This window comes from Ruegeria sp. YTSC004, assembly GCF_059609805.1.
Genome location: NZ_JBXWMJ010000001.1, coordinates 140,861 through 160,010 on the forward strand (window position 1 = coordinate 140,861; position 19,150 = coordinate 160,010).

The window sequence follows — 19,150 nt, forward strand, 5'->3', positions numbered from 1 at the left end:
CTTACATCCTGAACACGCCAAAGCGTGTCTCCTCAATCGGCGCATTCAGTGCCGCGTTCAACGACAAGGCCAGCACGTCCCGGCTTTTGCGCGGGTCGATAATTCCGTCGTCCCACAGTCGAGCCGAGGCATAGAGCGGGTGGGATTGTTCTTCGAACATCTCCAGCGTGGGGCGCTTGAATTCGGCCTCTTCTTCCGCCGACCAAGTTCCGCCCTGACGTTCAATCCCGTCGCGTTTTACAGTGGCCAGAACACCTGCCGCCTGCTCTCCACCCATCACGGAAATGCGCGAGTTTGGCCATGTCCACAGGAACCGCGGTTGGTAGGCGCGGCCTGACATGCCGTAATTCCCTGCTCCGAACGAGCCACCCACGAGCATCGTAATTTTGGGCACATTGGTCGTCGCGACCGCAGTCACCATCTTGGCCCCGTGCCGCGCAATACCTTCGTTTTCGTATTTGCGACCCACCATGAATCCGGTGATGTTCTGTAGGAATACCAACGGGATTTTGCGCTGCGAACACAGCTCGACAAAATGCGCGCCCTTCTGTGCGGCCTCGGAAAACAGCACGCCGTTATTGGCGATGATCCCGACCGGGCAGCCTTTGACATGAGCGAAACCGGTCACCAGCGTTTCACCAAAGCGCGGCTTGAATTCGTCAAAGCGCGAGCCATCGACCAACCGCGCGATCACCTCGCGAATGTCATAGGGCGTGCGCAGATCGGCGGGGACGACGCCCAGAATTTCTTCGGGGTCATAGGCCGGATCCTCGGGGTTGGCCCAATCCACCGTCTGTGGCTTGCGCCGGTTCAGCGATCCGACAGCCCGCCGCGCCAAAGCCAGCGCGTGGGCGTCATCCTCGGCCAGATAATCAGCCACCCCGGACAGGCGCGTATGGACATCTCCGCCCCCCAGATCTTCGGCGCTGACCACCTCACCCGTCGCGGCCTTAACCAAAGGTGGTCCGGCCAAAAAGATGGTGCCCTGTTCCCGGACAATTATCGTTACATCCGACATCGCGGGCACATAAGCTCCACCTGCCGTACACGACCCCATCACCACAGCGATTTGCGGGATGCCCTTCGCGCTCATCCGCGCCTGATTATAGAAGATGCGGCCAAAGTGATCGCGATCGGGGAACACCTCATCCTGATTGGGCAGGTTCGCGCCGCCACTGTCGACCAGATAAATGCACGGCAGTTGGTTTTCTTCAGCAATCTCTTGCGCGCGCAGGTGCTTTTTGACTGACATCGGATAATAGGTGCCGCCCTTCACGGTGGCATCGTTGCACACCACCATGACCTCTTGCCCCTGCACCCGGCCAATCCCTGCAATGACCCCGGCACAGGGCGCAGCGTCGCCATACATCCCGTGCGCCGCCGTCGCGCCGATCTCAAGGAACGGCGACCCCGGGTCCAGCAAGTTCGCCACCCTACGCCGCGGCAGCATCTTGCCCCGCGATTCATGCCGTGCGCGGGATTTCTCGCCTCCGCCCATGCGTGCGACGTCGGCGGCGTCGGCGATTTGCGCCAACGCGTCGAGATGAGCCGCGCGGTTTTGTTGAAAACCTTGAGACGAAGGCAGAGCAGCAGATTGCAGCTTCATTCAGAGTACTCTCTTATCAAGTCGCGAAATGGATTCTCACCCGAGCCAAGTTCCTGCAAAAGCTCGCCATAGCCTCGGGATACGTTTTGAGGGCAGACAGCGTTCAGCTTTTCGATCTCTGGATCCTCAGAAATCGTGTCAACGCCCATCAGCGGGTAAATCAGGTAATAGTCGAACGGCAGCATCTCAGCAGCACGTTCAATAGAGGCTTGCGCACTTGCCTGGTCACCGCGACACAAATAGGCAAGCGCAAGAGTATGGAACGCACTTTCCAGCCCCTCAAAGTCGCTCTCGACTTCGTACTGATGCACCGCGAGGTTAAGCCGCCCGATGACCTGGGCATCAAAGAATGCATCGTCTCCGCGGGCCTCCGGCAGGAACATCGAGACGTATGCGAGGTATTCATCATGCCAACCGTCGGTCTGCATTTCGGTACTGAATACATCTTTAAGCAACCGGATTTCCGGTTCGTATTTCAAGGTGTTATCTGACTGTGCAACCGCGTCCAAATAGTTGTCATAAAATGCAATTTTGCGTTTGTTGCCGCCTTCAAGACCGGAAATTCTATCGCTGATCAGCTTGAGTTCTGAGATGGCCTCGTCCGGATAGCCATAATAAACCAGAAGGTCAGCCAGTTGCAGTTGCTCAAGTATGACAACCTTGTTTTCGACCGCGTTATCGATCGTGTCCTGCATCCAGTTTTCGAAATACGCCTTGCCTGCCCATACAGCGCCAATGACCGCAATTGCGGTGGCGCTAAATTCAATTCCCGTTCTGACGCTGGATTTATCCGGCATGACATTCCTCCTCAGACGCGCGACGTTTCAATTCCTTTCGGATTACTTTTCCGGTCACGGTCAAAGGCAACTCTTGCACAAAAGCCACTTCACGAGGGTAAGAATAATGCGCAAGGCGAGATTTAACCCAGTCTTGCAACTCTCGTTCCTCAGCCTCAGCATTCGGTTTCAACACCACATATGCCTTGACGATCTCGGTCCGCAGCTTGTCAGGTTTTCCGACCACACCGACCGTCGCCACCGCCGGGTGGGTCAGCAGGCAATCCTCGATCTCTGCCGGGCCGATACGATAACCGGACGAGGTGATGACATCATCGTCGCGCCCTACGAAACGCAGGTACTCACCCTCCCAAACGCCACGGTCGCCGGTGATCAGCCAGTCGCCACGAAACTTCTCAGCCGTTGCCTCGGGTCGGTTCCAATATTCCAAAAGCATTGAGGCCGAGCCTCGCCGGATGGCCACGTCACCCTCATCAGCGGTCCGGTTACCGTCCTCGTCGATCACCGCAATTTCGTGGCCCGGGACCGGTTTGCCTATGCAGCCGGGCCGCACCGGGAAGTCATCTGAGCAGGAAGAGACAACCATGTTGCATTCGGTCTGCCCGTAGAATTCGTTGATCGTCAGACCAAACGCCTGTTGCCCCCAGGCTAACATCTCGGCCCCCAGCGGCTCCCCTCCCGACGCTACAGAGCGTAGCCCGGAAATCGCCTGATCTGAGGCCTTGAGCATCCGAAGGGCCGTTGGGGGAAAGAACACGTTCCGCACACTGCCGCGCGCGATCACATTGGTGCAGGCTTCGGGGGTGAACTTGTCCAGCCGGGCCGCCACAACCGGAACGCCCAGCGCAAGACCAGGCATCAGCACATCGAACAACCCACCGATCCAGGCCCAATCGGCCGGTGTCCAGAGGCAGTCGCCCTCTTGCAGGTTGTTATGGCTAATCGAAACCCCCGGCAGGTGGCCGGTCAGCACCCGGTGGCCATGCAACGCGCCTTTCGGGCTGCCCGTGGTCCCGGACGTGTAGATCAACACCGCCGGATCCTCTGGCCCGGTGTCGGCAAAAGGCACAACGCCCCCGTCTTCACCAATCTGGTCCGCCATGAGCGGTTCTGCCAAGTTGCCTACCAGCGTCGCGCCGTCCGGGTCGGTCAGCACAACCTGCGCCCCGGCATCACCCACTCGGGATCGCAAAGCATCCTGCTTGAACAGTTTGAACAAGGGAACCGAGATGGCGCCGATCTTCCAGATCGCCAGATGCGCCGCCGCACACCACGGTGACTGGCTGAGCAGCACGCCCACGCGATCCCCCGGCTGCACTTTCTTCGACAGTGCGCGCGCGATGCCGTCTGTCATTTCAGCAAGCTGCCCGTAGGTGACGCGCCGCTCTTCGATTCCGGTCAAGTCGATCACTGCAACCTGATCCGGTGCGTGATCAAGACACTGGCGCGCCATGTTCAAACGAGATGGCACGTCCCAGCCCCCCGCTGAACGCAAACCCGGTATGCGATTAGCTTCTGGCACGCTGCAATTCCCTTATTTTCAAGGGCCTTACCGGAGAAGCCTCCGATGACCCCGTCACACAAACTTGATGCAGATCAGAGTGCGCGGACCGCGCGGCTGTCAATTCGATCTCATCAACTGAACCAAAGGCAAGACCATGACCAACAAACTCGCCGCTTTGACACTTTCCACCGCGCTGGTGGCGCTTGCCGCCCCCGCCTTTGCCCAATCGCAGGGGGATTGGACCGTCGGTGTCGGTGTCGGTTACCTCAACCCCAAATCCGACAATGGCACGTTGGCCGGACAAAAGGCCGAGATCGACTCGGACACCCGCCCGATCTTCACCGCCGAGTATTTCATCCGTGACAATCTGGGCATCGAACTGCTGGCCGCGACACCGTTCAAGCACACTGTGACCTTGGGCGGAAGCGCCGAGGCCGGAACCGTCAAGCACCTGCCGCCCACCTTGTCGCTGAACTATCACTTCCCGACCAACAGCGCATGGAAGCCCTATGTCGGCGCCGGTCTGAACTACACCATCTTCTTCGACGAGAAATCCGCACTGGGCGATCTGAAGGTTGATGACTCTTTCGGTGTCTCGCTGCAGGCCGGTCTGGACTACATGGTCTCGGACAATGGTGCTGTCCGTCTGAACGTACGTTGGTTTGATATCGATACTGACGTCAAACTGAACGGAACCAAGATCGGCAAAGCCGATATCGATCCCTTCCTTGTCGGTGTATCCTACGTTCATAAGTTCTGATCCTTACAAGGAAAGCGCTTCGCAGTTCACTCGTCTGCGAAGCGTTTTCTTCTCTCAGCGCATCTCGTTCATCAGTTCACGCCCGATCAACATCCGGCGGATTTCGCTGGTGCCCGCGCCAATCTCCATCAGCTTTGCGTCGCGGAAGATTCGGCTGACCGCCGAGTCGGACAGAAAGCCCGCCCCGCCCATCGCCTGAACGGCCTGGTGCGCCTGCGACATGCCCTGTTCTGAAGCATAAAGACAGCACGCCGCCGCATCCTGACGGGTTACATCCCCCCGGTCACAAGCCTTGGCAACCTCATAGACATAGGCCCGCGCCGAGTTCATCGCGGTGTACATATCGGCGATCTTGCCCTGCATCAGTTGAAAGCTGCCGATCGGTTTGCCGAACTGCTTACGCTCGGCCAAGTAGGGCATGATCTCATCCAGACAGGCCGCCATGATGCCGGTCCCGATCCCGGCCAGAACCACACGTTCGTAGTCCAGCCCGGACATCAAAACCGCAACGCCTTTGCCCTCTTCGCCCAAAACGTTTTCGAACGGCACCTCGACATCTTCAAAGATCAGCTCGGCCGTGTTCGACCCGCGCATCCCCAGCTTGTCGAAATGAGGCGAGGTCGAGAAGCCCTTCATCTCTTTTTCAATCAGAAACGCGGTGATGCCCTTCGATCCGGCCTCCGGGTTGGTCTTGGCATATACGACCAGCGTATCCGCGTCCGGCCCGTTGGTGATCCAGTATTTGTTGCCGTTCAACCGGTAGTGATCATTGCGTTTTTCAGCACGCAACTTCATCGACACAACGTCGGATCCGGCGGAAGCCTCGGACATGGCCAACGCACCAACATGTTCGCCCGAGATCAGGCGCGGCAGGTATTTCGCCTTTTGCTCGTCACTACCGTTCAGCTTGATCTGATTGACGCACAGGTTCGAATGCGCGCCGTAAGACAGAGAGACCGAGGCTGACGCACGCGCAACCTCTTCCACCGCAACGGTGTGGGCCAGATAGGACATCCCTGCCCCACCGTATTCCTCGGACACAGTGATGCCGAGCAAACCCAGATCGCCCATCTCTTTCCAAAGCTCGTTTGGAAATGCGTTCGCGGCATCGATGTCAGCCGCCATCGGCTTGACCCGCTCCTGCGCCCAACGGTGCACCATTTCGCGCAGGGCATTCACGTCCTCGCCCAGATCAAATTGCATGGCCGCCGTGAACATAAGCGATCTCCTCTTTCGCATTAATGAACAGTTGTTCAATAAATAGCAGCGAATCTGAATTGGGTCAACGACGGCGTCCCAAAAACAAACCGCCGCCCTGATCGGGGCGGCGGTTTCATACAAATAAAGCGTGCGCGTCGCGCGCACTCGATTGGATTACGACTGAAAGACAGCGCTGACTTCGGACCGAATAATCCGTGCGATCAGCACACAATCCTCAAGCGAAAAGGTCAGCGGAACACGCATGTCGACGATCCCGGCGAGGATTCGATCACTTTTGGGCATAGGCGCGCTGTCGGCATATCGCCAGCTGTCATAGCGCGACGTAAAACCGCTCGGCTCAGCCCCGCCGAACCACTTAAGTTCGACCCCGCGTGCCGCGCATCGCTGGATAACCTCGTTTACCCGCTCTGCCGACCAATCGAGCAGCAGGAACTGGATCGAGGAACCGACAAACGTCTCGGCCTCTGGCCGGTCAACAACGCTCAGACCCGGCGTATCGCGCAGGCCTTTTTCGATTTCAAAATAGCGCTCGTTCCAGCGTTCGATCTGCCGATCCAGATCGCGCAATTGCGGGCGAAGGATTGCGGCCCGCAGATTGTCCATCCGACCCGAGACATTCGGGGTGTGATATTTGATCCGCTCGAACACCTCGGGGTCTGGTGCCGCCAAGTGCCGTTCGTAGAGCATATATGACCCTGATAACATCGTCGCCTTCGCCGCCAGCTCCTCGTCATCGGTGACCAGCAATCCGCCCTCGCCCGAGTTGACGTGTTTGTAAGTCTGGCAGGAATAGCAGCCAATCGCGCCTTGCCGGCCCGAAACCTGCCCACGCCATGCAGCGCCCATTGTGTGGGCGCAATCCTCGATCACCGTGACACCTGCGGCATCGCACATCTGCATCAGCCGATCCATGTCACACAGATGGCCACGCATATGGCTCAGCATCAAAACGCGGGCCTGATCCAGTTTGGTTTCGAGATCGTCCAGATCAATCGTAAGGTCTTCGGTCACGCCCACAAAAACCGGGCGCGCACTGACCGAAGCAATAGATCCGGGCACAGGTGCCAGAGTGAACGTGTTCGTCAGCACCGGGTCCCCCGGTTTGACCCCCACGGCCCGCAGCGCCGTTGCCATCGCATAGCCGCCCGAGGACACGGCCAGACAGTATTTGGCACCTGTCTGGCCGGCAAATTCCTGTTCCAGCAAGGCGGTTTCGCCCAATTCGCCAGGTACGACGTTATAACGATGCAGACGCCCGTGGCGCAGTACGGCCAGAGCGGCCTCAACCGCCTCTTCTGGGATGGGTTCCTGCTGGGTGAAACTGCCAGTGAATATCTCGGTCATAAGAGTGTTCTGGTCCTGCAAAACGTTCGGGTCAAGGGATTACGCGGCCAAGCCAATCAACTCTGCAACCAATTCTGGCAAATCATGGAAATGGTGCAGCAGAGCTTCGGGTTCCAGCGCGGCCATATCATCGCCGGACGGGCCGAAGGTAACCAATACCGACGGCACACCCGCGGCACGGGCCGTGTTTCGGTCAGTGTCGGAATCGCCTATCAGAACACATAAATCAGGATGACCACCCGCCCGGCGTGCAGCTTCGCGCAACGGCTCCGGATCAGGCTTGCGCACCGACAGCGTGTCTGCACCAACTAAAGAGGCAAACAGGTCACGCACTCCCATCTGCGTGAGCAACTGATGGGCCAAGGCTTCAGGCTTATTGGTACAGATGCCAACCCCGTAACCTGCGGACTTCAACTTTTCCACTGCGTCCAGCGCGCCAGGGTAGAAATGGGTATGCGTGTCGATATCGTCGGAATACGCTTCAAGCAGCATCGGGTAGTAGTCTTGAACCGTTGCATCGTCATAAGCGCCCACCCGTTTCAACCCATGGGTCAGCATCATTCGGCCACCGCGCAGCGCAACGCCCGCATCTTCGCCGTGAACCAACACATCCCCATGCCCCATATGCCGAAAACAGTGGTTGGCGGCGGCCAGCAAATCGCCCGATGTATCGGCCAAGGTCCCGTCCAGATCGAAGATAACCGTACGCATTTTGCCCCCTAATTCGGCGAGACTTCGCCATAAGTGTTGCAAACGGCAATCTTGTTTGATGCCCGAACCGCTTGCGACTTTGAACTCAGCGGATAAAACGGGCCGCAACAAAACACAAAGAGAAATCGTTTTTATGACCATCGCCCTTGTTATCCTTGCCGCCGGAAAAGGCACCAGGATGAATTCGGATACCCCGAAAGTTTTGCACCCGATTGCCCAAACGCCGATGTTGGTGCACGCGATGCGCGCCGGTGCGGTGCTGTCACCCGAACGAACCGTTATTGTCACTGGTCACGGCTCTGAGGAGGTTGCTAGGACCGCCACTTCCGAGGATGAAGCCGCGCAGATTGTCGTTCAGAAAGAACAGCTTGGAACAGCGCATGCAGTTGCGCAGGCGCGGGATGCACTGGCCGATTTCGATGGCGATGTGATCATCCTTTACGGCGACACGCCCTTTATCGACCCCAGAACACTGGAGCGTATGATTGAGGCGCGCGCATCCTTTGATCTGGTCATGCTGGGCTTTGATATTGCCGAAGTTCAGCCCCGCTATGGCCGATTAATCATGGATGGCGAAAAACTGGTCGAAATCGTCGAGTACAAAGACGCAACCGAAGAACAGCGCACCATACGCTTTACCAACAGTGGATTACTGGCCTGCAACGCAAAAGTACTGTTCGAATTGATTGACGCGGTCGGCAACGATAACGCCTCGGGTGAATACTACCTGACCGAAATCGTGGCACTGGCAAATGCGCGCGGTCTGTCGGCAACTGCCATCAAATGCGATGAGGCTGAAACGCTGGGCGTGGACTCTCGTGCTGATCTGGCTGCGGCCGATGCCGAGTTTCAGACCCGTGCGCGCAATGAGTTGTTGGCTTTGGGCGTGACGCTGATGGCCCCCGAAACGGTTTATCTGTCCGCTGACACGATCGTAGGTCGAGACACGGTGATCGAACCCAACGTCGTCTTCGGCCCCGGCGTTACCGTCGAAAGCGGCGCGACGATCCGTGCATTCTCACATCTGGAAGGCTGCCATGTTAGCCGCGGCGCCATCGTCGGCCCCTACGCGCGCCTGCGCCCAGGTACAGAACTGGCCGAAAACACCCGTATCGGCAATTTCGTTGAGACAAAGAATGCCCAGATCGCTGAAGGCGCTAAGGTCAACCACCTCAGCTATGTCGGCGACGCCTCTGTTGGAGCGTCGACCAATATCGGCGCGGGGACGATCACCTGTAACTATGACGGCGTGATGAAGCACCAGACGACCATCGGAGAGAACGTCTTTATCGGCTCCAACACTATGCTAGTTGCCCCCGTTTCTGTCGGTGACGGCGCGATGACCGCAACAGGTACAGTCGTCACGCGGGATGTAGAACCCGACGCGCTGGCCGTGGCACGTGCCAAGCAGGACAACAAGCCCGGCTATGCGCGCAAATTGATTGAGATGTTGAAGGCGAAGAAGGCTCGCCGCAACAAGGGAGCCTGAGTTATGTGTGGAATTGTAGGTGTACTGGGTGAGCATGAGGCCGCGCCAACTTTGGTCGAGGCGCTAAAACGTCTTGAATATCGTGGCTATGACAGCGCCGGAATTGCCACGGTCAATGGTGGTACGCTTGGACGTCGTCGGGCGGTCGGCAAGCTGGTCAACCTAAGCGATCTGCTGGTGCACGACCCGCTGCCCGGTAAATCCGGTATTGGTCATACCCGTTGGGCTACCCATGGCGTACCGTCGGTGACCAACGCGCACCCGCATCAGGCCGGCCCTGTGGCGGTTGTTCATAATGGTATCGTCGAAAACTATCGTGAGTTGCGGGCAGAACTGGCCGAACATGGCATCGGTTTCGCGACCGAGACGGACACCGAAACCGTCGCCCTGATGACGGAGTATTACCTGAAGACAGGCCTGTCGCCGGTTGAGGCCGCCTTCAAGACCATCGATCAGCTCGTTGGTGCGTTTGCGCTGGCCTTTCTGTTCGACGGTCAGGACGATCTGATCGTCGCCGCGCGCAAGGGATCACCTTTGGCTATCGGTCACGGAGATGGTGAGATGTACGTGGGCTCAGACGCCATTGCGCTGGCCCCGCTTACGGATCGCATCACCTATCTTGAGGAAGGCGACCGGGCTGTTCTGACCCGAACCTCTCTGGAAATCCGCAACGAAGCCGGTGAATTGGCTAATCGCGAGACTCGCCAGATCAAACTGGACCACACACAGACCGAAAAGAACGGCCATAAACACTTCATGGCCAAGGAAATTGCCGAACAACCCATCGTGATTGCCGACGCGATCCGGTCATACCTGCCAAGTGGTGGTGATCAGGTAGTTCTGCCTGGCGCCGATCTGGATTTCACCAAACTGGATCGTTTGACCATGGTGGCCTGCGGTACCGCATTTTACGCCTGCCTGACGGCGAAGTACTGGTTCGAGCAATTGGCCCAAATGCCCGTCGAGGTCGATATCGCCAGCGAGTTCCGCTATCGCGAACCTCCGATCACGGGGCGCACGATGGCGCTGTTCGTCAGTCAGTCGGGTGAAACTGCCGACACTCTGGCGGCACTGCGCTATTGCGAAGGCAAGGCGGACAAAATCGTCTCGGTCGTCAACGTCCCCGAAAGTTCGATCGCCCGCGAAAGCGATATCGCCCTGCCCATCCATGCAGGCGTTGAGATCGGCGTGGCTTCGACCAAGGCGTTCACGTGTCAACTGAGCGTTCTGCTGATGATGGCGCTCAAGGCGGCTGCGGATCGTGGTACGCTGACCGACGACGAGCTGGCCGACCACTATGCTGCGCTACGCGGCCTGCCAACGGTGATGAATGCAGCGCTGGATCAGAATCCGGCCATCAAGACGTCCGCACAACGCCTGTCCGAAGCCCGCGACGTTCTGTTCCTGGGTCGCGGCCTGATGTATCCGCTGGCGATGGAGGGGGCGCTGAAGCTCAAGGAAATCAGCTATATCCACGCCGAAGGTTATGCTTCGGGTGAGCTGAAGCACGGACCGATCGCCCTGATCGACAAGAATATGCCTGTGGTGGTCATGGCCCCGCGCGACGCCGTGTTCGACAAAACGGTGTCGAACATGCAAGAGGTGATGGCGCGCAAGGGCAAGGTCATTCTGGTCTCGGACGATGACGGGATTGCCGAGGCTGAAGATGGCGTCTGGAGCATCATCCGGATGCCGCATGTCCACCCCAGCCTGGCGCCGATCCTCTACTCGGTCCCGGCGCAACTGCTGGCCTATCACACGGCGGTGGCCAAAGGCACGGATGTAGACCAGCCGCGCAACCTGGCAAAATCGGTTACAGTGGAGTGAGACATGGCCAAGCAATTTCCGGAACTGGACGACGGGCAGCGTAAATTCATCGAAGAACAGCACATGTTCTTCGTCGGCACTGCGGCACCCAACGGACGGGTCAACATCTCGCCCAAGGGCATGGATTCGCTGCGCGTTCTTGGCCCGAACCGGATTGCCTGGATGAACCTGACCGGCAGCGGCAACGAAACCGCCGGTCATCTGCTTGAAGCGAACCGCATGACGCTGATGTGGTGTTCGTTCACGACCCGCCCCATGATCCTGAGAACGTATGGCACCGCGCGCACGCTGCATGTGGGGGATGAGGGCTGGGATGAATTGGCTGGCCTGTTCCCCGATCACCGTAGTGCGCGTCAGATCTATGATCTGGATATCGATGTGGTCCAGACTTCGTGCGGCTATGCCGTGCCGTTCATGGAATATCAGTCCGAACGCGACACGATGCAGAAATGGGTCGATGGCAAGTCCGACGAGCAGATCCAATCCTACTGGGTTGAAAAGAACCATCAGACCATTGATGGCAAACCCACGCGCACCCGACCCTGAGTTTATTGATGATTGAAGCCTATCTGGACCAGATCAAAGCCCATTCCGATCCCGAGCGCGCCGAACAAATGGCGGCCTACCACAAGGCCGACCGCCCCCATCTGGGCGTGGCAAACCCGATCCTGAATGATCTGACCAAAACCTGGCGACAGGAGTTGGATTTGGCAGCGCGCGTCGAACTCGCAGATGCGCTGTGGCAAACCAATATTCACGAAGGACGTCTTGCCGCCGCAAAACTGCTGACACAGGCGCGCATCCGACCGGATGATACCGTTTGGGACCTGCTGCAAAGCTGGTTGCCGGATTTTGATGCCTGGGCCGTGGCGGATCACGCCTGCATGGCGATGCAAAAGCGCCTGTCAGCCGACCCTTCGCGGCTGGATCAGGTGGAAAGCTGGACAAAATCGGACCACATGTGGACCAGGCGCGCGGCGCTGGTGGCGACCCTGCCCTGGACCAAACAGAACCACCCCAAACCGGAAGACCTGCAACGCCGAGACCGCATTCTGGGCTGGGCTGCAGGCTATGTGCCCGACCGCGACTGGTTCATCCAAAAAGCCGTCGCTTGGTGGCTGCGCGAATTGTCCAAGCACGACCCGGACCGGGTCATCGCCTTTTTGAAAACACGCGGCGACGCGATGAAGCCATTTGCGCGAAAAGAGGCCGGCAAGTATTTGAAAGGTCAGTTGGAATAAACTTCCAGCTCAACCAGTTCATCAAATGGCAGCAGCAGGGCCCGCATCGCATCCAGCGAAAGGCGGCTGCCGCCCCCGGTTGGCCCGGATGCCGGAATCAGCGTGATATAGGCCTGCGCGCCCGTCCGCGGTACAACCACGCGCCCGGTGAATTCAGTCTCCACTAAAGACGTTTCCAGCCAACGGCCGGGTGTTGTGGGGTCTCCCAGACCGGCAATCGTGGTTTTTGGACCAACCCAACCAGTGGCGGCTACCGCGACAGGCTGCGGCTCGACCACCTCTTCTACAACGGCGGGTTCTGCCTCTTCAGGGGGCTTGTCACCACCAAAGACACGATCGGTGGTCGACCGCACGGTGTCACATCCCGCTACCAGAACACAAAAAGCCAAAAGCGCATATCTCATGACGCAAACCTAACCCCCTGCGTGCATCTGTTCCAGCGCAAAGCGCAGTTCGCCCTTGTCGGAGGGCGGTTGCAGCTTTACCTATGTCGCATGACAGCTCCGCTTATCGACCCGTTCGCACGTGCCATCACCTATCTCCGCGTTTCCGTTACGGATCGCTGCGATTTCCGCTGTGTCTATTGCATGTCCGAGGACATGACCTTTCTGCCAAAGAAAGACCTGCTGACACTGGAAGAACTTGACCGCATGTGCTCGACCTTTGTGAACATGGGCGTGGAAAAGCTGCGCATTACTGGCGGCGAGCCACTGGTGCGCCGCAATATCATGACGTTTTTCAATTCGATGACCCGTCATCTAGACAGCGGCGCCCTGAAAGAGCTGACGCTGACCACCAATGGCTCGCAACTGCACAGATTTGCCGATGATCTCTACGCTGCCGGTGTTCGTCGCGTGAACGTATCGCTGGATACGCTGGACGAAGACAAATTTGCCAAGGTCACCCGTTGGGGACGCCTCAAGCAGGTGCTGAACGGGATCGACGCCGCGCAGAAAGCGGGTCTGCGGGTAAAGATCAATGCGGTCGCCTTGAAAGGGTTCAATGAACCCGAATTGCCAAAGATCACCGAATGGTGTGCCGAGCGTGACATGGATCTGACCTGGATTGAGGTCATGCCCATGGGTGATATAGGAAACGAAGACCGCCTGGACCAATACTGGTCTCTCGAAGATGTGCGCAAGGAATATGAAAACCACTATTCCGTGACGGATCTGGCCGAACGTACCGGTGGACCTGCGCGTTATGTACGGCTTGAGGATACGGGCCAGAAAATCGGCTTTATCACACCGCTGTCGCATAACTTCTGCGAAAGCTGCAACCGCGTGCGCCTGACCTGCACCGGTGAGCTGTACATGTGCCTTGGGCAAGAGGATATGGCCGACCTGCGCGCGCCGCTGCGCGATCATCCCGACAGTGATAAATCATTGGAAGAGGCAATCAGGTCCGCGATCACCCTCAAGCCCAAAGGGCATGATTTCGACTATTCCCGTCAGGCGGTCGACGGCCAGATGAGCCGCCACATGAGCCACACGGGCGGCTAAAGTGCCAAACAACCCCGACCAGCCAACGCTGCTGTACAAGCTGTATTGCGGCCTGACTTCCGTTGCCGCCCCGCTGGCATGGCGCACGGTTCGCAACAAGCTGCGGGCGGCGGGCGTTCCGGAAACGCGCCAGCAGGAACGCCTTGGCCACGCCACGCAAACCCGCCCGGATGGGCAGCTGATCTGGTTCCACGCCGCCAGCGTTGGCGAAACTCTGTCGGTCATCAGTCTCATCAAGCGTCTGGGCGAACGCCTGCCCAAGGCTGAGTTTCTGATTACCTCCGGAACCCCAACTTCGGCCGCGCTGATCGAAAAACGAATGCCACCGCGCGCACGCCACCAATACCCACCACTGGACACAGCCGGACCGGTGAAGCGGTTTTTGGATCACTGGCACCCGGACGCCGGTGTCTTCGTCGAAAGTGAAATCTGGCCGCGCCTAATTGTCGAAGCATCCCGGCGCGAGGTTCCGCTGGCGCTGCTCAACGCGCGCCTTTCGGATCGCTCGGTCGATGGGTGGAAGAAGCGACCCCAAACCGCGCGATTTATTCTGGACCATTTTACACTGTTCCTAACCCAGAATGACAAGACGGCAGCAAATCTAGTCGACATGGGCGCACGCTCCGATCGGGTACAGCCCGGCACCAACCTCAAGGCGATGTCGGACCCGCTGCCGGTCGATCAGACAACGCTGGGCGATATCCGCGCTCAGATCGCCGACCGCCCGGTCTGGATCGCCAGTTCGACCCATGCAGGTGAGGAGGAAACGGTTCTGGACGCGCATGCCAAGCTGTTGCAGCGCTGGCCCGATCTGCTGCTCCTGCTGATCCCCCGGCATCCCGAACGACGGTCAGAGGTTGCAAGTCTGCTGGAGTCCGCCGGACAGTCCGCTGCTTTCCGAACCAAGGGCAACAAGATCGCGCCTCAGACTCAAGTTTACGTCGCTGACACACTGGGCGAAACCGGCACATGGTACGCATTGTGCCCTATTGTGTTCCTGGGCGGCTCGCTCAAGGAAATCGGCGGTCACAACCCGTTTGAGCCCGCACAGGCCGGTGCCGCTGTGATCACTGGTCCGGGGTACTTCAATTTTTCTGAAACCTTCGCGCCACTAATCGAAAGCGGTGGCGCGGCCGAGGTCAACTCCGCCCCGCAACTCGCGGATGCCGTTGCAAATTTGTTGTCAGACGACACCGCGCTGGACAAAGCGCAGGCTGGTGCGAAATCCTGCGTAAATCTCCAGAAATCCGCGTTGGACGATGTGATCAACACCTTGTGCGAGACACTCAACCTCGCCTGACGCAGTAAGGGTCCACCTTCAAGCCAAAAATAACCCGGTGAGCGCGAGGGGCTGGTCCCTCGCGCTCACCACCTCTTTATCAGGCCGCGGGCATCCGTTGTTCCACGATCCCGGCCCACCAACTGCATCCAGCCGGAATAGCTTCGTCGTTAAAATTGTATTCAGGATGATGCACAGCAGCTGTGTCGCCGTTGCCAACCAGGATGTACGCTCCGGGCCGTTCTTCCAGCATAAAGGCAAAATCCTCACCGCCCATGATCAAGGGCGCTTCGTCACAGTTTCCAGACACCGAGCGCGCGACATCCGCGGCAAAATCGGTCTGCTCGTCGCTGTTCACCATCACCGGATAGCCTCGATAATAGGTCACCTCGGCCTGACCACCAAAAGTGGTGGCGATACCTGCGCAGATTTCCTGAACGCGCTTTTCAGCCAAGTCGCGCATTTCCTTGCTCATCGTGCGCACGGTCCCTTTGATCTTCACCGATTGGGGGATCACATTGAACGCGTTTGACGATGTCTCAAACGACGTGACCGAGACCACAAGACGATCAATCGGGTCAGCATTGCGCGATGCAATGGTCTGCAGCGCCAAGACAGCCTGAGCCGCCATCACAGTGGTGTCGACCGTTTCATGAGGCTTGGCGGCGTGCCCGCCTTTGCCTTCGAAAGTGATGTCGAACTGATCTGTAGCCGCAAAAAAGGCCCCAGGCCGAATGGCGAAACTGCCCACCGGGCGGCCGGGCCAATTGTGCATGCCGTAGACCTCTTGAATGCCCCAGCGGTCCATCATGCCGTCTTCGCACATCTCACGCCCGCCACCGCCGCCTTCTTCAGCGGGCTGGAAGATCACAACCACGGTGCCGTCAAAATTGCGCGTCTCGGACAGGTATTTCGCGGCCCCCAACAGCATGGCCGTATGCCCGTCATGCCCACAGGCATGCATCGCGCCATCGGTTTTTGAGGCATAGTCCAGCCCGGTCGCCTCGTGGATCGGCAGCGCATCCATATCCGCCCGTAGCCCGATCACCTTGCCGCTTGTGTCCGTCTTGCCCTTGATCACGCCGACAACTCCGGTTCGGCCGATACCTGTCACCACTTCATCACAGCCAAAGTCCCGCAACCTGTCGGTGACCAGGGCACTGGTGCGGTGGGTTTCAAACAGGATTTCCGGGTTTTCATGAATATCGCGTCGCCACTCGGTGATTTCACCCTGCAACTCGGCGAACCGGTTTTTGATCGGCATGTTGGTCTCCTAACTGTTGGTTTTCCGGCCTGCTGCTCTGCTATGGCTCCGCCATGACTTCAATCTGTTTCGGCGGGTCGCAACGAACCCGCCAACAGGACAATGAATACGGCCAGCGGCAACAGCGCCGTGAATGCTATGCGCAATGTAAGCATCTCTGCGAGAAACCCAATAAGCGGTGGGCCAATCAACAGGCCTCCGTACCCCAGCGTGGCGACGCTGGCGATCGCCTGCCCCGGCGGTACGCTGGGATCACTTGCCGCCCGGCTGAACGCCAACGGCATGATCACCGCGTACCCGATCCCCATCATCGCAAAACCTACCAATGCCAACCCTGCCTCGGCAGCGGACACAACACAGAACACACCCAAAGCGGCGCAAGCCCCGCCAAATCGCGCTGTCACGACCGGTCCAAAGCGCGCAATGACAAACCCGCCTGCCAAGCGGAAAGCAACCATGGCCACGGAGAATACCGCATAACCCAGGGCCGCAATGCTTTCGGCGGCGTCGGTCACATCCCGTAGGAAAATCGCACTCCAATCCGCCACAGCACCTTCCCCCAAAGCTCCGCACAAAGCGGTGAAGCCCACAAGGATCAATACGCCTGAAGGTAATGCAAAAACCTTGCCTCCGGACACAGCCGCGCGGCGCGATTCCCACCGCACCCAAGCCAGTGCCAATGCCAGCCCAACGACGATCCCGCCTGCCAGTAGAAAATGTTGGATCACCGTCAGCCCCACTTGCACCGCAGCAAATCCGCTGAGGGCGCCCAACCCTGCCCCAAGGCTCCACATCGCGTGGAAGGATGACATCACGGGTTTCGTGTACGCCTGCTCAACCTCCGCCGCCCAGGCGTTCATCGCTACATCCATCGAGCCATGGAAAGCCCCGAATACAAATAAAAAAGCCGCAAGCGACCAGAAGCCACCCGCGAGGGCCAGAAGGATCAAGGAAACCGTGTAAAAAACGGCAATGTACCGCGTCAGGACCACCGCTCCGAACCTGTCGGTCAGCCGGCCCGTGATCGGAAAAGAACACACAGCGCCCGCCGCCATGAACAAAAGGCCATATCCCAGCGTCTCATGCGTCAGGTCCAGTTTGTCCCGAACCGCTGGAATTCGCGATGCCCAGATGCCGAACAATGCGCCATTCAATATGAACATGGCGGCCACTGCCCGCCACGCCGACACGATTCCAATCACAGAGAATTCCCCGACCCAGGTGTCAAACGCGTTTGTTGTACAGCGCGCGGGTCCAAAGGCAAATACGGATCTACCCCAACCGCTTTCGAATCCTGCGAACGGCAAACCATACCGCCAGGACAACCGGAATCGTCACCGCTGCGCTTAACATCCCTTTACTGATCCCGACACCTGTCAGGGGGTAGAGCAGATAGCTGACCAGCGATACGGCGTAATAGCTGATCGCGACCACGGAAAGCCCCTCGACCGTGTGCTGCAGACGCAGCGCCAGATCGGCGCGGCGATCCATGCTTTCCAACAGGGCCTGGTTCTGCGCGCTGCGCTCAACATCGACACGGGTTCGCAGCAATTCCCCTGCACGGATGGCCCGATCAGACAGGGCTTGCAGGCGACGTTCCGTGGATTTCACCGTGCGGATCGCCGGGTCGTATCGGCGCATCATGAAGTCCGCAAAATTCTGACCGCCTTCAAAACGCTCTTCGCGCAGGACCTCAATCCGCTGATTTACGATGGCCTCATAGGCACCCGTGGCTCCGAACCGAAACGAACACTGCGCGGCCAGAGTTTCCAGTTCGATCGAGGTCGACAGCAAATCCTGAAGCAATTCGTCGGGCTGGGCAGAATTGTCGGTCATCTGCCCCATCAGTCGAGTCAGCTTTTCATCCAGCTTTCCGATGCGAGGCATCAGTTGTTTGACCCGCGCAAAACCCAGCATGGACATTGCCTTGTAGGTCTCGATCTCACACAACCGCTGGACGATCCGTCCCGTCCTGCGCCGACCGGTGCCATTCGCGACAAACAGCGCAAACCGCATGTGCCCTGCCGGATCGATACGAAAATCACTTGCGCAAACAGCTGCGTCATCCAGCACCCGAGCAACAGCCAGGCTTTCTGGTTCGAACCAATCCAGCAGCTTGGATTTGATCACCTCGTCGCCTTCGCGTTCGACAACACGCACCATGGCCGACGTGACCCTCTGACCGGGGCTGGCCATCAACCAGTCGGGGGGAAAAACCTCAAAATCAGCCGGGTTGAACGCACGCTCGCTGACGTTCTGGGCGATGGCCGTATAGGTCACGAACTCGGTATGTTGTTCCCACTTCAACCAATGGCGGCCGATTTGTCCGGCATAGTGCGTGGCGTCCGGCTGCGGATGCTGTGCACCGTGGCGGTCGAGAAGATCGATCAGGTGGTCCAGATCTTCGCGGCGATCCCGTGCGACGGCGGCGACAGATTTCTTGATCGCAAGAAAGACCACAGTACAGGGCATTGCCGCCACCGGAAACGGACGGGCGTGCAATTCATTGGCCAGCGCATAGCGCAGCGGATGGTCATCTATCGGCGTCATCTTGGGCTCCGTTTCGTCCGAGGCACTATACGACACCTATAAAATTCATCAATTC

Annotated in this window: 17 protein-coding genes; 7 read left to right on the forward strand and 10 right to left on the reverse strand. The window is 58.5% G+C overall.

The window, feature by feature from the left end; all coding sequences use genetic code 11:
- Position 1: 1 nt before the first annotated feature.
- The 3 genes from AC2FFP_RS00725 to AC2FFP_RS00735 are packed head-to-tail and all read right to left on the reverse strand — an operon-like array spanning position 2 to position 3,856.
- Complete coding sequence (locus AC2FFP_RS00725) at positions 2-1,606, reverse strand: carboxyl transferase domain-containing protein (protein ID WP_496738001.1); 1,605 nt, start codon at positions 1,604-1,606, stop codon at positions 2-4.
- Positions 1,603-2,403 carry a hypothetical protein gene (locus tag AC2FFP_RS00730; RefSeq protein WP_496768025.1) on the reverse strand — a complete coding sequence of 267 codons (801 nt, stop codon included), beginning with the start codon at positions 2,401-2,403 and terminating at the stop codon, positions 1,603-1,605. Before AC2FFP_RS00730 ends, AC2FFP_RS00725 begins: the two co-directional genes overlap by 4 nt.
- Entirely contained in the window at positions 2,393-3,856 is a 1,464-nt protein-coding gene (locus tag AC2FFP_RS00735; RefSeq protein WP_496778170.1) for an AMP-binding protein, read from the reverse strand. Before AC2FFP_RS00735 ends, AC2FFP_RS00730 begins: the two co-directional genes overlap by 11 nt.
- A gap of 205 nt (positions 3,857-4,061) precedes the next feature.
- Here AC2FFP_RS00735 and AC2FFP_RS00740 point away from each other — a divergent pair, with 205 nt between their 5' ends.
- On the forward strand, positions 4,062-4,667 hold the full coding sequence (locus tag AC2FFP_RS00740) for an OmpW/AlkL family protein (RefSeq protein ID WP_496768024.1): 606 nt from the start codon (positions 4,062-4,064) through the stop codon (positions 4,665-4,667).
- A 54-nt stretch (positions 4,668-4,721) separates the two neighbouring features.
- Here AC2FFP_RS00740 and AC2FFP_RS00745 read toward each other — a convergent pair whose 3' ends face one another.
- From AC2FFP_RS00745 to AC2FFP_RS00755, 3 genes are all read right to left on the reverse strand, one after another.
- Positions 4,722-5,885 carry an isovaleryl-CoA dehydrogenase gene (locus tag AC2FFP_RS00745; protein ID WP_496768021.1) on the reverse strand — a complete coding sequence of 388 codons (1,164 nt, stop codon included), beginning with the start codon at positions 5,883-5,885 and terminating at the stop codon, positions 4,722-4,724.
- A gap of 156 nt (positions 5,886-6,041) precedes the next feature.
- Entirely contained in the window at positions 6,042-7,232 is a 1,191-nt protein-coding gene (locus tag AC2FFP_RS00750) for a DegT/DnrJ/EryC1/StrS family aminotransferase (protein ID WP_496768020.1), read from the reverse strand.
- Between the two features lie 39 nt (positions 7,233-7,271).
- The gene (locus AC2FFP_RS00755) at positions 7,272-7,943 is read right to left on the reverse strand and encodes an HAD-IA family hydrolase (RefSeq protein ID WP_109310446.1); all 672 of its coding nucleotides are present in this window, start codon (positions 7,941-7,943) and stop codon (positions 7,272-7,274) included.
- Positions 7,944-8,076: 133 nt separating this feature from the next.
- On the opposite strand from AC2FFP_RS00755, the gene glmU reads away from it, so the two are divergent.
- From glmU to AC2FFP_RS00775, 4 genes are read left to right on the forward strand one after another with little or no spacing between them, the layout of a single operon-like run.
- On the forward strand, positions 8,077-9,432 hold the full coding sequence (gene glmU / locus AC2FFP_RS00760) for a bifunctional UDP-N-acetylglucosamine diphosphorylase/glucosamine-1-phosphate N-acetyltransferase GlmU (protein WP_496768018.1): 1,356 nt from the start codon (positions 8,077-8,079) through the stop codon (positions 9,430-9,432).
- Positions 9,433-9,435: 3 nt separating this feature from the next.
- Positions 9,436-11,259, forward strand: coding sequence for a glutamine--fructose-6-phosphate transaminase (isomerizing) (gene glmS, locus AC2FFP_RS00765; protein WP_496754938.1), 1,824 nt, complete (start codon positions 9,436-9,438; stop codon positions 11,257-11,259).
- Positions 11,260-11,262: 3 nt separating this feature from the next.
- Entirely contained in the window at positions 11,263-11,805 is a 543-nt protein-coding gene (locus tag AC2FFP_RS00770) for a pyridoxamine 5'-phosphate oxidase family protein (RefSeq protein ID WP_496724457.1), read from the forward strand.
- Positions 11,806-11,813: 8 nt separating this feature from the next.
- Complete coding sequence (locus AC2FFP_RS00775) at positions 11,814-12,500, forward strand: DNA alkylation repair protein (protein WP_496768015.1); 687 nt, start codon at positions 11,814-11,816, stop codon at positions 12,498-12,500.
- On the opposite strand, the gene AC2FFP_RS00780 is transcribed toward AC2FFP_RS00775, so the two are convergent.
- Positions 12,488-12,904: a hypothetical protein gene (locus tag AC2FFP_RS00780; protein WP_496738010.1), complete on the reverse strand. Its 417-nt coding sequence runs from the start codon at positions 12,902-12,904 to the stop codon at positions 12,488-12,490. The genes AC2FFP_RS00775 and AC2FFP_RS00780 overlap by 13 nt on opposite strands.
- Positions 12,905-12,994: 90 nt before the next feature.
- Between AC2FFP_RS00780 and moaA the strand changes: the two genes are divergently transcribed.
- Positions 12,995-14,002 (forward strand): GTP 3',8-cyclase MoaA, encoded by a 1,008-nt coding sequence (gene moaA, locus AC2FFP_RS00785; RefSeq protein WP_109310462.1) that lies wholly within the window; start codon positions 12,995-12,997, stop codon positions 14,000-14,002.
- Between the two features lies 1 nt (position 14,003).
- Positions 14,004-15,302, forward strand: coding sequence for a 3-deoxy-D-manno-octulosonic acid transferase (locus AC2FFP_RS00790; protein ID WP_496768013.1), 1,299 nt, complete (start codon positions 14,004-14,006; stop codon positions 15,300-15,302).
- 79 nt (positions 15,303-15,381) lie between these two features.
- On the opposite strand, the gene AC2FFP_RS00795 is transcribed toward AC2FFP_RS00790, so the two are convergent.
- The 3 genes from AC2FFP_RS00795 to AC2FFP_RS00805 form a co-directional block, all read right to left on the reverse strand.
- The gene (locus tag AC2FFP_RS00795; protein ID WP_496768011.1) at positions 15,382-16,545 is read right to left on the reverse strand and encodes a M20 aminoacylase family protein; all 1,164 of its coding nucleotides are present in this window, start codon (positions 16,543-16,545) and stop codon (positions 15,382-15,384) included.
- A gap of 59 nt (positions 16,546-16,604) precedes the next feature.
- Complete coding sequence (locus AC2FFP_RS00800) at positions 16,605-17,708, reverse strand: MFS transporter (RefSeq protein ID WP_496843532.1); 1,104 nt, start codon at positions 17,706-17,708, stop codon at positions 16,605-16,607.
- Positions 17,709-17,817: 109 nt separating this feature from the next.
- Positions 17,818-19,095 (reverse strand): DUF3422 family protein, encoded by a 1,278-nt coding sequence (locus tag AC2FFP_RS00805; protein WP_496768006.1) that lies wholly within the window; start codon positions 19,093-19,095, stop codon positions 17,818-17,820.
- Positions 19,096-19,150: the final 55 nt, after the last annotated feature.

Bases quoted from the DNA above. Each gene is read 5' to 3' on its own strand.
- AC2FFP_RS00805 (WP_496768006.1), bottom strand. From the start codon at position 19,095: ATGACGCCGATAGATGACCATCCGCTGCGCTATGCGCTGGCCAATGAA.
- AC2FFP_RS00740 (WP_496768024.1), top strand. From the start codon at position 4,062: ATGACCAACAAACTCGCCGCTTTGACACTTTCCACCGCGCTGGTGGCG.
- AC2FFP_RS00730 (WP_496768025.1), bottom strand. From the start codon at position 2,403: ATGCCGGATAAATCCAGCGTCAGAACGGGAATTGAATTTAGCGCCACC.
- AC2FFP_RS00770 (WP_496724457.1), top strand. From the start codon at position 11,263: ATGGCCAAGCAATTTCCGGAACTGGACGACGGGCAGCGTAAATTCATC.
- glmS (WP_496754938.1), top strand. From the start codon at position 9,436: ATGTGTGGAATTGTAGGTGTACTGGGTGAGCATGAGGCCGCGCCAACT.
- AC2FFP_RS00750 (WP_496768020.1), bottom strand. From the start codon at position 7,232: ATGACCGAGATATTCACTGGCAGTTTCACCCAGCAGGAACCCATCCCA.
- AC2FFP_RS00780 (WP_496738010.1), bottom strand. From the start codon at position 12,904: ATGAGATATGCGCTTTTGGCTTTTTGTGTTCTGGTAGCGGGATGTGAC.
- AC2FFP_RS00795 (WP_496768011.1), bottom strand. From the start codon at position 16,545: ATGCCGATCAAAAACCGGTTCGCCGAGTTGCAGGGTGAAATCACCGAG.
- AC2FFP_RS00755 (WP_109310446.1), bottom strand. From the start codon at position 7,943: ATGCGTACGGTTATCTTCGATCTGGACGGGACCTTGGCCGATACATCG.
- AC2FFP_RS00800 (WP_496843532.1), bottom strand. From the start codon at position 17,708: ATGTTCATATTGAATGGCGCATTGTTCGGCATCTGGGCATCGCGAATT.
- AC2FFP_RS00735 (WP_496778170.1), bottom strand. From the start codon at position 3,856: ATGGCGCGCCAGTGTCTTGATCACGCACCGGATCAGGTTGCAGTGATC.
- AC2FFP_RS00775 (WP_496768015.1), top strand. From the start codon at position 11,814: ATGATTGAAGCCTATCTGGACCAGATCAAAGCCCATTCCGATCCCGAG.
- AC2FFP_RS00725 (WP_496738001.1), bottom strand. From the start codon at position 1,606: ATGAAGCTGCAATCTGCTGCTCTGCCTTCGTCTCAAGGTTTTCAACAA.
- glmU (WP_496768018.1), top strand. From the start codon at position 8,077: ATGACCATCGCCCTTGTTATCCTTGCCGCCGGAAAAGGCACCAGGATG.
- moaA (WP_109310462.1), top strand. From the start codon at position 12,995: ATGACAGCTCCGCTTATCGACCCGTTCGCACGTGCCATCACCTATCTC.
- AC2FFP_RS00745 (WP_496768021.1), bottom strand. From the start codon at position 5,885: ATGTTCACGGCGGCCATGCAATTTGATCTGGGCGAGGACGTGAATGCC.